The sequence below is a fragment of the Gemmatimonadaceae bacterium genome (assembly GCA_037721215.1).
In the GTDB taxonomy this organism is placed as follows: Bacteria; Gemmatimonadota; Gemmatimonadetes; order Gemmatimonadales; family Gemmatimonadaceae; genus UBA4720.
Genome location: JBBJNV010000002.1, coordinates 153273 through 167627, shown reverse-complemented (window position 1 = coordinate 167627; position 14355 = coordinate 153273). Strand labels below are relative to the sequence as shown.

Here is a 14355-nt window from a genome sequence, read left to right as displayed (position 1 = left end):
AATCTTGCGTCGCTGCCTTCACGTCGTGAACGAAATTGACCTGTCGACAAAAGACCGGGCCTGGCGCCTGTAAGCACCCGGTGACAGTCCGACAATTCTCTTGAACACGCGGCTCAGGTGGCTTTGATCGGCGAACCCAAGCTGATAGGCGACTGTGGTGATGCCTTCCCCCCTGGCCAGCAGCGCACGTGCTCGATCGACGCGCAGCCGGATAACGTAGGCATGAGGTGGCAGGCCGACCCGCCGGCGGAATTCCCGAAGCAGCACGAACCGGTTCGTTCCCACCGCCGCGGCGAGCTCCTGAAGTGATGGAGGTTTTTCGATCGCACTCGTCAACATGTCCCGCGCGCGATCTACGGCGTGCGCGCCGGAAATCGGTTCCAGCCCCGGCGATGTTACCAGCCCCGAGGTGATGACGGCGTTGATCAAGTCCGTGATGACGGTCTGCTTCTGGAGCACGCCGGCATCCGAGCGAAGCACGGATACACTGCGGTGGAGATTGGGCAATGCCGCTGGTGGGACGAAACGCATTTCGCCGAGCAGGCCGCCGTCCGGAAGCAAATCTGGCTCGATATCGATCGCGAGAAACCCAACGTGCCCTGTCGCGCGTGTTGACCAGACCGTTCCCGGTGCACGAACACAGATCGTGTCGCGAGGGTAGCGGAGCCGGCGTCCGGTCGAAACCACGTCGTGGTCGGGTCCGAACTTCAGGCAGATTCCGAAGCTCTCGGTGAGGTGATCGGCAAACGCGCGGTTTCTCGGTAGCGCTTCGACGATCTCTACGCCGGCATCGAGGACGCGCTCGATCCGACAGCCGTCCAGGGCAATCATCGGGATCGCCGGAGAGGGACGCGTAGAAATATCGGAAAGGTCCTTCATCTGATTGGTGAGGGGCGGACGCGCAACATAGCGACGGCATCCGCAGCCCCGGCAAGACGCGGTCCATCACGCGGGAGCGGCGTCCGCCGCCTGCGGCTGGACTCCCTCCCTCGCACCTGCGCGTGTACGGGCGTATGATCACACCATGTGTAGTGGCATGCTCTCAACGTAGAGGACAACCCCGTGCTGAAGCTCGATCTTATCGAAACAGTTGCCTTTGCGGGCATCGCGCTGTTCGCCGGATATGCGCTGCGCAAATACATTCCGGCCCTCGGCCGCTATAACCTTCCGGCACCTGTACTTGGCGGATTGCTGGTCGCTGTAGTTGCGCTGATCGCGCGCACGCGCGGCGTTACGCTCGTTGAGTTCGATACGACGCTACAGAGTCCCCTCATGATCGCGTTCTTCACCAGCGTCGGCTTTGCGGCAGGGATTTCGCTGCTCAGGCATGGCGGTCCGCTGGTGCTGCGGTTCCTGCTTCTCGCGTCGGTGTTTGCCGTCCTGCAAAACGTCGTCGGAATGGCGATTGCTTCCCTCTTCGGCCTCCATCCTCTGTTCGGCGTGCTGGTCGGTTCCGTCACGTTGACCGGTGGTCCCGCCACCGGCCTCGCGTTCGCCCCGCTGTTCGAACAAGCGGGTGTCGTCGGCGCTGCTTCGATCGCTGTCGCCGCCGCAATGGCAGGCATCGTTTGCGGTGGTCTCGTCGGAGGCCCGGTCGCAACGTTGTTGATTCGACGCCATCGTCTGCACGGAACCGCCGGTGCGCAGCCCACGCCGCCAGTGGAGAAAACCGTGCTCAGCGAGCTCGTCGAAGGGACAACCGATGGGAGCATCAGTCTGGCGGCCGAGGCAGACGAGCCCGACGGTTTCGCGGCGCTGAAGAATCTTGTCGCAGTGCTCGTCGCGATGTGGGCCGGCGGATGGGTAAGCGATGGCTTCGCCGCGCTCGGGTTCACGTTGCCCCGGTACATCGGCGCGATGCTGGTCGCGGCCGCGATTCGCAATCTCGACGACGCGACCGGCTGGATTGGCCTGTCGCAGCGAGTCATCGCAGAGTTCGGCGCCGTGGTGCTTGCGCTGTTCCTCGTTATGGCGCTGATGACGCTGCGTCTCTGGGAGCTCGCCGGCCTCGCGATTCCGCTGCTCACCATTCTTGCCGCGCAGGTCGTGCTCGTTGCCGCGGTTTGCGTATGGCCGGTCTTCCAGGTCATGGGCCGCAACTACGAGTCGGCGGTCATGACCGGAGGGTTTGTGGGTTTCATGCTTGGCACCACGGCGAACGCGATGGCCGTGATGCGCACGCTGGTCGAGCGTTACGGCGCGGCTCCCGTGGCCTTTCTCGTCGCGCCGCTGGTTGGCGCGTTCTTCATCGACTTCACCAACGCGATCATCATCACGTTGTTTCTGAACCTGCTGAGTTGAGCGCCGCGCCTCGTCCACCAACCTTTCAATTGGACGCACCATAACCTTGCAATCAGCCGCCTGGATAACCTTTCAATTGGCCGTACTCTAACCTTGCAATCAGCCGCTCCCAAAGGTTACAATTGGCCGACATATGGCCTCCCTCCTTCTCTTTCCCCGCTTCGTCGCGAAGCGCCTCGAAGAGGCCCTGAGCGATACTCCGGTAGTCCTGCTACACGGCCCCAGGCAGTCCGGGAAAACCACGCTTGCGAGAATGGTTGGAGACCCGATGGGCTTCAATTATCTCACGTTCGATGACGAGGTAGCGCGAGCGGGAGCAGAAGCGGACCCGAGTGGATTTATCGCCGGTCTGGCAACCCGGACCGTACTCGATGAAGTGCAGCGTGTGCCGTCGATATTCACGGCGATCAAATCAGCCGTGGACCGCAACAGAGCACCCGGACGCTTCCTTCTGACCGGCTCTGCAAACGTACTCCTCGTGCCGAAGCTCGCCGATTCGCTCGCTGGCAGAATGGAGATTCTGCGGCTTCCTCCGCTCGCTGAATCGGAGATTGAAGGAACGCGATCCCATTTTATCGACGAACTCTTTGCCGGGACGATCAGACGCCAGCCGCGCCAACGGCTTGCCGGCGAGCTCTCGGAACGCATCGCGAGAGGCGGCTATCCGGCGGCGGTGGTACGCTCCACCGCTCACCGCCGGGCCGCGTGGTACAGGGACTACGTCGAGGCGATAGTCCAGCGCGACGTCCGCGATCTCGCGCGAATCGCATCACTCGACGTGCTTCCCCGGTTGATGGCGCTCGCGGCATCTCAGACCGCAAGGCTGTTGAACATCAGCGATCTGGCGGGTCCATTTCAGCTGAGCCGTCCGACCATCCGGGATTACGTCACCCTGCTGGAGAGGGCTTTCCTGCTTGAAGAGCTCCCGCCGTGGCACAGCAACCGGTTGAGCCGGCTTATCAAGACGCCAAAGCTTCACATGAGCGATACAGGGCTTTGCTGCTCGCTACTCGGCATCAGCGCAGCGGATCTGTCGGACACCCGCGACATATTGGGTCAGCTGCTTGAGACCTTTGTCTTTCAGGAGCTGAGGCGCCAGGCGAGCTGGCGCAACGATGAGATCCGTTTCTATCATTTCCGCGACAAGGACGGTGCTGAAGTCGACGTGGTGCTCGAGCGGGGAGCGCGGGAAATCGCCGGAATCGAAGTCAAGGCATCAGCCACGGTTAAACCGTCTGACTTCAGAGGCCTTCGAAAGCTGGCCGCAGTTTCGGGGAAGCGGTTCGTGGGCGGGGTCGTGTTTTATGACGGTGAAGTAACTGTGGGATTCGGTGATCGCATGTACGCGGTTCCGATCAGGGTACTCTGGGAGAATTCGTGACGGTTAGCGGGCCAGAAAAATCTGACCGGAAACCCCCAGCTATGTCGTCATGCCTCACCCATTGTCAGTGCCTGGACGTACTACTGCTGCTGAACAAATATCTTTCACACGGGAGCGTGCATTGAAACTCTGGATGATCGTTGCCTTTCTCGTCGCGCCGCTGGTTGGGGCGTTCTTCATCGACTTCACCAACGCGATCATCATCACGTAGTCTGAACCTGCTGAGTTGAGCGCCGCCTTGCGCGGGCCATTCATCAGGTTTTTTCGGCGACACCGGGCGGCCCGAGTCCGAGCATAAGCATCCGGATCGCATATTCAACCAACGCCGAGCCGTCGGCGGGGTCTGGTCCGAGCTGTCGATCGATGGAAAGCATCGAGATCCCGTGGACCGTAGCCCACACGAACGCCGCCTGACGCTGGACATCGTCCTTCCGCACGAGGCCGGCCTGCTGCAGTGCAGCCAGAGCATCGACCAGAGCCATGAACGCGTTAGTGCCGGAATCCTTCAATTCCGGTTCGCACGCATCGTCGATCGGGAATCCTCCGAACATCACCCGGTAGTGCGCCGGATGCTCGATGGCGAATCGCACATATGCGCGTCCCATCGCGGCAAATGCCTTGAGGCCGCGGCCGCCTCCCTTCCACGCTTCGAGCAACAGCTCTCGCAGCGTGGTGAACCCCTCCGCCGCCACGGCGGTCAGCAACGACGACTTGTTCTGAAAGTGCCGGTAGAGCGCGGTGCGCGACACCCCGAGGCTCGCACCCACGGCCCGCAGCGTTACCGCTTCGACACCGTGACGATCGATGGTGCGCACCGCGGCCTGCAGCATGGCGCGACGCAGGTCGCCGTGGTGGTACTGACCTTCCTGCTTTCGGGCCGGTCGGGGGCGCAATGGTGGCATGCCGACAGGATAGCTTCTGCGGGTTGACAATGTCAACATCGATTGGTATCCTAATGTTGACAAGGCTAACATTCAACGCCGGAGCGCCGCCATGACTGTCCGTGACCATCTCACATCAACGCCCCGCCGTCTCTGGCGGACGGACGCACCGCTCACGGCAACCGGTGTGTTGATGCTTGTTGCCCTCGCGGGGTTCATCGTCGCGATGACGCGGGACCAGCGCACGATCACGGGAGCCCCGGTGTGGCTCAAGCCCGCCAAATTCGCGATCTCGATAGCGATCTATTGCTTCACTCTCGCCTGGATATTCACACTGCTTCCCGGCTGGCCGCGAATGCGACGACTGGTTGGCTGGACGACTGCCGTCGTGTTTATCGTGGAGGTAGCGATCATTGCCGTGCAGGCGGGGCGCGGCACGACGAGCCACTTCAACACCGCGACGATATTCGATGGCGTGCTGTTTTCGATAATGGGCGTGGCGATCGTCACTCAGACGATCATGAGCGTAGCCGTGGCGGTGGCACTCTGGCGCCAGCCCTTCTCCAACCGCGTCCTCGGCCGAGCACTCCGGCTCGGAATGACCATCACCATTGCAGGTGCTTCGATCGGGGGGCTGATGACGCGCCCCACTGCGCAGCAGATGACGGCGGTCCGCAAGTCAGGCAATATGCCGATAGCCGGTGCGCACACGGTCGGCGCCCCCGATGGTGGTCGCGGACTTCCGATCACAGGCTGGAGCCGGGACCACGGCGATATTCGCGTCGCGCACTTTTTCGGCTTGCACGCCCTGCAGGTTCTGCTCGTTTGCGGACTGGTGATCGGCCGCGCACGGCAACCCGAATCAGTCCGCCTCGGTCTCGTCTCGGTGGCCGCAGGCGGTTACGTGCTTCTCATAATGTTGCTCCTCTGGCAGGCATTGCGTAGCCAGGCGATGCTGCAGCCCGATACCTCGACTCTGGTCGCGGCGGCTGTGTGGTTTACTCTTATCGCCGGTGCGGCGCTGTTTGTCGCACGCCGCGGGAGTATCCTCGATAATACGCACAACGCGACGGTTTGAAATGGAACCCGGGATCGTCTTCAGATCGCCAGCTACTTCGCAATGATCGGGTGGCTCCCGCTCATTTTCCTGCCGCGACAAACTACACTTATCTCGGTTGCCATGGGGCTGATTATCCCGATGCTGCTGGCGACGGAGATCCAATGAGCGTTATACGTCTTATGCGACCACCGCCGACAGACACCAGCTTCCCGGCTATTCCGTCGGCTAGTCGCGGTCCTCAACAGAAGCACGCATCCCTTTGAAATTCAGCGAACCTCTAGCGGTACTCAGCTGAAACCGAGGCTTCGGGCTGTAATAGTCAGGGACTTAACATTATATGAGGCTTTCTGCGCAGCAGACGCGGCAATGCGCAACCTGTAGGTCTCGATGTGAAAGTTGGAAAATGGCCCCTGAACGTTCGCTTCCAGAACGATAGTCGTCGAGCTTGAACGCGTTATTCGCACCACTGCCCAATGCGGAGTACGGGGCGGTCGTAGAGCATAGCTGACAGGACAGGCTAAACCGGAAGGCCCAACAAATCTGCTGGCCAGTTCCTTCGGTAGACCGTTTTCAAACGACGTTTCGTTTATCAGCCTTGCTATTTCGCAGCGACTGATGGCAGCTCCATCCGGAATTACGATGCGCCTGAAAAGGAGAACGCTCTTGATAACAGCCTTGGTGTTTTCTGTATTCAAGTCGCTCAGAGGCGGCTTTCTCGTTTGCTCCCCGGTGTCAATGCGATGCCGCTCCGAATGTTGGTAAGCGGCACCGCTTCGCCATTCATTCGCTCCAGTGGCAGGGATTCGGCTGGCCCATAACGGAACGAATATGGCTACGAATGCAAATGCGTTCACGGGTCAGTGCTTCAGTAGTATTTTATGCACTTGTTTCCCGGCCCCTCTGCATAAGCCCTTCATCACGATCGAATCTGCTGCATTGCAGCTCGCGCGCTTAACGGGATCCGTTACGTTCGTTTCGCGACGGCTTAATCTCGCGGCGTCAATCGCCAGTTTGTCCTCCGCCGTTAGCGGCTGATCCGCGGTGGCAACCGCAACGCCATCCTCGGCGTCAGAACTGGCGAATTATCCCTTGGTCGGCTGGGTTCACCGTGAGTGAGCGGCTCCAACGGTTCGCCACCGCTAACAATTGTATGCGCCAGTTCAGGCCGCATGCGAATAGCGCCCTTCAGCCGCCTGCTCATTGCCGCCAGTGCACGCTCCGTTTTCGGGATTCGGCAATTGGCCGCCGCAATTGGCCTCCGGCCTTCTTCGACAATTCTCAATTGATATAATACCGTCCCGCCGTCGGGCGCCGAGTACGATTGTGGGAAATGTATCCACATCGGACCATGACGATACATCCCATTCGGTGCGAATTCGCTTACGTCGCAAGCGTAACGTCGAGCAGTTTTCGAGCCAACGCGAATACCGTCGTTGTCGCCGTGCGCGACGATCAGATCGACGACGCGCTTGCGGAGCTCGTGCATGAGCCGGGGCCGACAGGGCGCGGCCGACTCGCTCCGGGAACGGTGATCGTTCATACGTAAGGTGGTGCGGAGCCGTCGTTGCTTCCGAGCTTGCCGAGACGGGATTGAACGGCGGAACGTTTCATCCGCTCGTGCCGTTCTCGAACCCCGAGCGCGCGCCGGAGCTTCTACGAAGCGCGTGGATCGGGATTGACGGTGACGACAATGCGCGGGCGATGTCGAGGAGGCTGGCGGGCAGCCTCGGTGCGCGCACCACCGACATCCCCGCGGGCGGCAAGAACGTGTATCACGCCGCCGCGGTGATGAGTTCGAATTCCCGCTGGTGCTCGCCGCGGTGGCGAGCCGGATGCTGGTGGTTATCGGAGTTCCTGAGCGAAGCGCAGCATGCGGAGCATAGCCTGATGGACGGCGCCGTCGCCAGTATCGCGAACGCTACCCCGGAGGAGGCGCTTACCGGGCCGGTCGGGCGCGGAGATGTGGAAACTGCGACGGCATCTGAGTGCGCTGCGTGCTCACCCCGAAGCAAAGGCGTCATACCGGCGGTTGTCGCTTGCCGCTTTGGAGATCGCCGCCCCGCGGGGCTGGATTCGGGTCGGATAGGGGAGATTCAGAAGCTGCTGCTGCTGAGGTAAGGGCGGTTGGTCGTGTGGCGGGTCCGAAAAGGCGGTGGGGCGATTGAAGAGATTGCGGGTGTCCCAAGGCCGGGGGAGGGGTGAATCGGGACGGCTGGGATATCGACATAAATCAATTGTTTCGAAGCCGGTGACAGTTCGTTAGAATGGATAGCGACGAAACAATGCTTCGTCACCATGGCCTGCTCGCCAGCATTCCGAGCGCTTCTGATTCGGAGCGATGGCGCCCTGTCCGTGATTACGAACACACCCAGCTCCATCTTTCCACAACGGACCTCCGTGAAAAAAACATCGTGTTCGCCGCATCGTATCGGGATCCGCTTCGCGGTGATGGCCCTAGTCGCACTCGCACTTCCAGCTTGTAACGAAGACGTGCCGGTGGGTCCAATGCGGATCTCTGGAGCGATTGCGACCGGGAATTCCCCGGGCGTTATTCCTGCGCTCCAGCCGGGGGACAGCGCCGCAGCCGACTCGCTGGCGCGCTTTGTCGCCATCGCCTTGTCCGACGAATCCCTCCGCAGGGCTCTTTTCGAGGATCTGAGAGATTCCCCCTTTCCCCAGCATCGCATTCATCTTTCGAGCTACCTTCGGGGAAGCCGGGGAGTCTTGCTCGCCGATAAGGTGTCCCGAGCGACCGGTATTAGCAGGGTAGAACTCGCGCGCCTCGCAAGTGTGCGGGGCGGACTCCAGATCGTTTTACGACGTTCTGTAGATCGCTTGAGCTGGCGGGGAACTGCAGATATAGCGGTCAAGGGAATTTCGCTTACGCTCGGAGAACGTGGGCAGAAGTTCCGTAGTTCTCCCGGCAGTGAGATTGCTTATTCCGTACTTGGAACTCCGATGCCACACGGCATTCTAACCGATTCCAAGTATCCGTTTCTTGAGATCACCGCCGCGGAAACAGACTTTGGGGCCGACCCTGAAGCCAAGCGGAGTGCGGCTGCGAAGCAGGTGCGGAACACTGTCGGAACGATTGAAGAGGAACTCGCCGTTTATCGTCAGCGTGGCGATAGTTCCATCAAGGCAAATGGTGGTCTGACTCCGCGGCGCGTTGACGAGTGCCCACCGGAGGGCTGTGGCGACGGGGGTCCTCCAAGACCAACCGGCGTATCGATTCCCAGTGGAAAAAACTATGGTGACTGTTTCAGGCCCGGATACTTCGACCAGACTGTGGATCGAGATCAGGATGGCGTAGATGATGGCTGCGAGTACGAGCTCGCGGCAGCATTTCGGCCGCAAATGGTCTTCATGTCTGACGACTGCGACACGCGCCGGGCGCCTCATTTTGCCGTCCGCCAATCCAATTCTCCAGACTGGGGCGGCGTGATCTACATCTTCTACGCCCTTTCCTACGTCTATGACTGCGGCCCGGCGTTCAGCTGCCCTATTCTTTATCCTGACTGCAATCCGCATGCGGGCGATTCGGAATGGATTATCCTTGAGGTTGGCCCGTCCCCGTCTGGTAGCACGGCGCCCTGGGCACTGAAATACGGTACCTTGTCAGCTCATTGGCGAACTTCCGCAGAAAGTACTGCGGGTTACCCGGCATCTGCTCTGGAGGATGCGGAATATTCCCCAGCGTACGGCGCTCCCAGGATCTGGGCTGCTCAGAACAAGCACTCGAACTACAGGACCGAAAACGATTGTGATGAGGGCGGCTTTGCGCATTTCGATAACTGCGACCGGCCGTCGGGCAACTATTACACCCTCGATTTCGAGAGCTCACACAATTTGGGGCACGAAGGCTCGGGGAGCGAGTTTATCGGCTCGTATCCGCTGACGCCGGTTTCCGACAGGATTACTTCAACTAGGCATTATACGGAGTTCTACTGGGAGTCAGATCGACCATTCTGTGGGTGGTCATATTATAATGCCGCGTGTGCCGGAGCATATTATGAAAGCCTGCAGGCTTACGGATTTGCTTTGGGGGGTGGGTGACTGCTGTGGGTGTGAGGACACGCGGTTGGGCGCTTAATCAAGCGCGTAGCCTGACGCGGCTAACTGCAATTTGTTTCTGGTCGGTCGCATGTTCCGTTCTGACCGGCCCAGACTTGAGTCCGGTTTCGGGCATATACAAGCTAGAGTCTGTCGACGGCGGCCCGCTTCCCGCCCCGATCGGACAAGGCGCTTGCCCTTTGGCGATTATTGAAGGCGACATGGGGCTCTCCCCAATGGTCGGAAGTCGCCGGCCATTGTTCACTATCGATGCGAATGCGCGGCCGCTCTGCGACCCCAGCAGGGTTCCTCTTGAGGGTGCGGATCCGCTGGCAGACTTCGGTGAGTGGAGCCTGCACGGGACGGAGGTAGAGTTCCGCTCGGAGCGGGGTTTCGGCAGGTATCGCATCCGTGCCGAGACCGTGGACGCGCCACCGCCTGGCAACGTGCTGTTCAGGCTCGACCGGGGAGGGAGGAAGTACGTGTTCAAGAGAGCACGGCTTTATGGTGCGCGCCGTTGAGAGCGAGGCGCAGCTCGTGTGCGGTGGATATGGCGCGCAGAGTCTGCATCTACTCACATAAGCCAGCAACGTTTGCACTGCGGATAACAGCATTCAGCCTCTTGTCGGTCGCCTGTTCCGTGCTGACCAGCCCAGACCTGAGCCCAGTCTCGGGTGTCTAACGCGCTAGAGTCTGTCGATGGCATTCCGCTCCCCGCTCCGATCGGACAAGGCGCTTGCCGCTACACTCGGCCGGGCTCGTCAGTCCGGTAAGGCGTCCGCGCGAATCGCGGCGCATCGCGTATCAGATCACTGAGCGAGGGCGCGCGGCGCTGACGGCCTGGCTATCCGAACCGGTAGATCCGGTGCCGGGCCGCACGGAGATCCTGTCAAGCTGTTCTTCATCCGCGAGGCGCCGCCCAAAACCGCAGAGAAACTGCTGGCCAACTATCGTGAGCGACGCATGGTGCTGCTGGCGCGCTACACCGCAATGAGCGCCGGTCTCGCAGCGGAATATCCGCACAATCCGAATCTATCGAGTTGGCTTGTGACGCTGAGCTTTGGCTCGCATATAAGCCGGGCACTGCCAGAATTGTGCGACGAGGCCGACGATACGTTGAGCCGGCGTCGATAAATAGCACTTAACCGCTTACCAATCCGCGGATGCCAGAATTGCGGCGGCCGAAGGCCCGGTATCTCGGCCTCCTCCTGGCGACGATTTCAGTTGCCTGATGGCCTTGGCTCCGGCAGACGAGTGTAGCTATCGCGTTGCGCTCGCCGCCATTTTATTCATATACCCGCAGCCGAGCTACGGCGTCAGGCTGCTGACCCCTCTTCAGGGCTGGACATGAAAAACCACCTCCTGTTTGGAATTCTCGCAGTCACCGGGTGCGCGCCAGATCGGCTCGTGCAGACAGCATCCACGCCGAAGATCCTCCACGAACGCCGCGCTCTCAGCGACAGCGAGTACGTCGCTGCCTGCGAGCACCGACGTGGAGCGCGAATGCGATTATATGGCTGTGTTCCACGAGGGCCGCAACGCATTCCGCTTATCATTGTCGATGGCACTCTCCTCCCGACGGACACAATTGGCCCCGGTCGAGTTCGCCGCGAACAAGTACTTGCAGCGCTCGACCCTAATCAGATTGAAAGCATGGCGATCATGAAGACCGCGGACTCGACGGCGCTTTCCGTCCATGGAGAGGCGGCCCGATTCGGCATCATCAATATTTCGCTGCGGCCTGCCTTCAGGAAAACATTGCGTGGAACGGAGCCTGTCGCTCGCTGATTCCACCAAACGTCCGCCGAAGCTGTCAAGCGATAGCTTCTGCTGCTCGCAGCGGTGGCGCCCAGTACGCTTATCGATTGTCTCCCGGACGTGCTGCACGCCAGCCTTCCCTGAGCCGTCGCGCGAGGCTCGCGACTGTCGACGCACGACGAGACATGGCGGCGACGTTCGCGTTCTCCTGCGGGTCAGTGGCGTGATCGTACAACTCGCGGGCGAGCACCTCTCCAGTGGCCTCGCGCGTCCACTCGACGTAGCGGTAGCGATCAGTGCGGATGCTTCGACCCATGACGCGGTTCCCTGCCTCGCGCGGAAACTGACTGAATGCCGCAGTCTTCCAGTCGCGCAACGGGTTAGCGAGCACGGGCACCATGCTCGTTCCCTGCTGTGGCGGTATGGGGAGGCCGGCTAGCTCGCTCACCGTGGCGAACACATCGACGGTTTCCACGAACGCCCGGCTGCGGCCGCCAGGGGACGTCACGCCCGGCGCTCGAACAATCAACGGGATGCGCGTATCGAGCTCGAAATTGGCGTGCTTCGTCCACTGCGCATGCTCGCCGAGCTTGTAGCCGTGGTCCCCCCAGAGCACGACGATGGTGTTGCGGGTGAGCCCCAGGCTGTTGAGGGCGTCGAGCACGCGGCCAATCTGCGCGTCAACGTAGGACACGCTGGCGAGATACCCACGGTTGAGCGCGCGCGCCTGCTCCGGCGACAGATTCCCCTGCTTGGGCATGTCGGTGTACGCACGCAGCTCGCCGAAGGTCGTGAGCGTGTACGGCGTGACATTAGACGGTGGGTAATCATTCGACGGCAGCATGACGCGCTCGGCCGGATACAGATTCCAGTACTTCTGCGGAGCGTTGAATGGCAAGTGCGGCTTGTTGAAACCGACGGCGAGAAAAAACGGTACGCCGACGGAGCGCTTGATGAGCCGTTCGATCGCCAGGTTCGCGAGCTTGCCGTCGGGATACGCGGTGTCGGGCACGTTTGCCGCCTCAAATGCGGGTCCGCGCCCTCCGCTGCCCGTGCCGCGCGTCGCGGCGAACGACTCGACGGCGCGGATCGACGACTCCGCAAGGTAACCGCGCCCGTGCCAGGCACCCTCCGCATCCAGCGGGGGCATGCTCCATCCCTGTGGGTCATCATCGTGATGATGATAGACCTTGCCCAACGACATCGTCGTGTATCCCTGCGACTTGAAGAATCGCGGCATCGTCATCGTGGCCGGCATAACCGTGCGGAGTGGCGTCACGAGGTCATAGATGCGCGTCGAGTCGGGCCTTAACCCGGTGAGCAACGCAGCGCGCGACGGCGCGCAGACGGCGATCTGCGTGTAGGCCCGTTCGAACAACACACCTGTTGCCGCCAGACGATCCATGTTCGGCGTAATGGCGCGCGCGCTTCCGTATGCGCCAATCTCCGGCCGCAAGTCGTCGACGAGAATCAGCAGGACGTTTTTCCGCTCGGCCGCCGCAGACGTGACGGTCGCCTGCGCATCAGCGCGGCGCATGGGTGCGCCGGCGACAAGGAGCCCGAGCGCAAGCGCGATCACGCAGCGCCTTGTACTATAGGATGATTGCATGGTCTTCTAACATACGAGCGTGGCACTGCGCCGATCTGGTCCGTTCATATATTTGCACCAGTCTGAAAAAAGGCTGCATGAATGTGGGCCCCTGAAACCCATCGGGCGGTGAAATGATCGTACTCGCCCAACACGATCCCGCGTGGGCAAGCGAGTTCGCCCGGGAAGCGGAGCGGCTCACAAAAGCCCTCGGCGACCTCCCCCTCGATCTCCACCACATTGGGAGCACCGCTATAGCGGGACTCATTGCAAAGCCCGTGATCGACATATTGGCGGTTGCTCCGAGCGTGGAGGCGCTGGACACACGGGGAGCGGCATACAGCGCCCTCGGCTATCAGGTGATGGGTGAGTTCGGCATTCCATGCAGGCGCTACTTCCGGAAAGACAACTCCGCTGGACGACGCACGCACCAGGTTCACGCCTTCGCTCAAGGTTCGAGCGAGATCGCGCGCCACCTCGATTTCCGCGACTACCTCCGCGCCCATCCGGCCGTAGCTTTGGCGTATGGTGCACTGAAGCAAACACTGGCAAGCAGCTGCCTGGGTGATATGCAGTGTTACAGCGATGGCAAGACAGCGTTCATCCGGGATGTTGACCAGCGAGCCGCTATGTGGAAGCGCGAATCAAACATCGGTGGTCGGTCGAATCGCGATCGTTGAAGCTGACGGCCATCGAGGTACGCGTAGTTCACGAGCAGCGCAGTACCTCCGCGAGTACCCGCATCGAGCGTCGCAGAACGGATCCACGCGACCCAAAAGTCCTGGCTGCATTGCCCAATGGGCCGTCGCTTGCAGTCTCGATGCGTCGTTGAGATCATTTGCAGTCTCACATTGCAAGACAGAGGGAGAGTATCATGACCGAAGAAGCACTGAAAGCCCGAGGCCTCGAGCCGAGTCTGACGGTAAATGATGTGGATCAAAGCATTCGCTTTTACAGGGATGGACTGGGGTTCAACGTGAAGGAGGAAATGAAGGGCGATGACGGCAAAGTTCTGGGTGCCCGGTTTGAAGCAGGGAATGCCCGGCTTGGAATCTCGCAGGATGATTTCAGCAAGGGCCGCGACCGCGCGAAAGGCATAGGCGTCCGGCTTATGGATCGAAACTGAACAGGACCTCGAAGCAATGGCAGAACGTGCAAAAGATTTCGGGATCGCGCTGGACAATGGCCCGCACCACTTCCGTGGGGGCCGATTGCATTCGCCGTAACTGACCCTGACGGGTACAAGCTCACCATCACGCAACCCGAATGAAGCACTGAAGCAATGGCCTCCGCCGCCGGCGCAGGCTACCGCGTCCGTCGCAGGGTCGAAGAC

13 protein-coding genes are annotated in these 14355 nt (G+C 60.9%); 10 read left to right on the top strand and 3 right to left on the bottom strand.

Features of this window, described 5'->3' with window-relative positions; all coding sequences use genetic code 11:
• Positions 1-18: 18 nt before the first annotated feature.
• Positions 19-879, bottom strand: a complete 861-nt coding sequence (locus WKF55_01710) for an AraC family transcriptional regulator (GenBank protein MEJ7758286.1) — start codon at positions 877-879, stop codon at positions 19-21.
• Between the two features lie 183 nt (positions 880-1062).
• Between WKF55_01710 and gltS the strand changes: the two genes are divergently transcribed.
• On the top strand, positions 1063-2301 hold the full coding sequence (gene gltS, locus WKF55_01705; protein MEJ7758285.1) for a sodium/glutamate symporter: 1239 nt from the start codon (positions 1063-1065) through the stop codon (positions 2299-2301).
• 133 nt (positions 2302-2434) lie between these two features.
• The gene (locus WKF55_01700; protein ID MEJ7758284.1) at positions 2435-3682 is read left to right on the top strand and encodes an ATP-binding protein; all 1248 of its coding nucleotides are present in this window, start codon (positions 2435-2437) and stop codon (positions 3680-3682) included.
• A gap of 254 nt (positions 3683-3936) precedes the next feature.
• On the opposite strand, the gene WKF55_01695 is transcribed toward WKF55_01700, so the two are convergent.
• On the bottom strand, positions 3937-4584 hold the full coding sequence (locus WKF55_01695; protein ID MEJ7758283.1) for a TetR/AcrR family transcriptional regulator: 648 nt from the start codon (positions 4582-4584) through the stop codon (positions 3937-3939).
• Between the two features lie 91 nt (positions 4585-4675).
• On the opposite strand from WKF55_01695, the gene WKF55_01690 reads away from it, so the two are divergent.
• From WKF55_01690 to WKF55_01665, 6 genes are all read left to right on the top strand, one after another.
• Complete coding sequence (locus WKF55_01690; protein ID MEJ7758282.1) at positions 4676-5641, top strand: hypothetical protein; 966 nt, start codon at positions 4676-4678, stop codon at positions 5639-5641.
• A 1330-nt stretch (positions 5642-6971) separates the two neighbouring features.
• Entirely contained in the window at positions 6972-7169 is a 198-nt protein-coding gene (locus WKF55_01685; protein ID MEJ7758281.1) for a hypothetical protein, read from the top strand.
• Positions 7170-7213: 44 nt separating this feature from the next.
• Positions 7214-7741: a DUF2520 domain-containing protein gene (locus WKF55_01680; GenBank protein MEJ7758280.1), complete on the top strand. Its 528-nt coding sequence runs from the start codon at positions 7214-7216 to the stop codon at positions 7739-7741.
• Positions 7742-8071: 330 nt separating this feature from the next.
• Positions 8072-9679, top strand: coding sequence for a hypothetical protein (locus tag WKF55_01675; GenBank protein MEJ7758279.1), 1608 nt, complete (start codon positions 8072-8074; stop codon positions 9677-9679).
• A gap of 197 nt (positions 9680-9876) precedes the next feature.
• Positions 9877-10197 (top strand): hypothetical protein, encoded by a 321-nt coding sequence (locus WKF55_01670; GenBank protein MEJ7758278.1) that lies wholly within the window; start codon positions 9877-9879, stop codon positions 10195-10197.
• An 826-nt stretch (positions 10198-11023) separates the two neighbouring features.
• Entirely contained in the window at positions 11024-11464 is a 441-nt protein-coding gene (locus WKF55_01665) for a hypothetical protein (protein ID MEJ7758277.1), read from the top strand.
• A 70-nt stretch (positions 11465-11534) separates the two neighbouring features.
• Here WKF55_01665 and WKF55_01660 read toward each other — a convergent pair whose 3' ends face one another.
• Positions 11535-13013 carry a sulfatase gene (locus tag WKF55_01660; GenBank protein MEJ7758276.1) on the bottom strand — a complete coding sequence of 493 codons (1479 nt, stop codon included), beginning with the start codon at positions 13011-13013 and terminating at the stop codon, positions 11535-11537.
• A gap of 143 nt (positions 13014-13156) precedes the next feature.
• On the opposite strand from WKF55_01660, the gene WKF55_01655 reads away from it, so the two are divergent.
• A complete protein-coding gene (locus WKF55_01655; protein MEJ7758275.1) occupies positions 13157-13702 on the top strand; it encodes a GrpB family protein in 546 nt (181 codons plus the stop codon).
• 194 nt (positions 13703-13896) lie between these two features.
• Entirely contained in the window at positions 13897-14148 is a 252-nt protein-coding gene (locus WKF55_01650) for a VOC family protein (GenBank protein ID MEJ7758274.1), read from the top strand.
• Positions 14149-14355 lie beyond the last annotated feature (207 nt).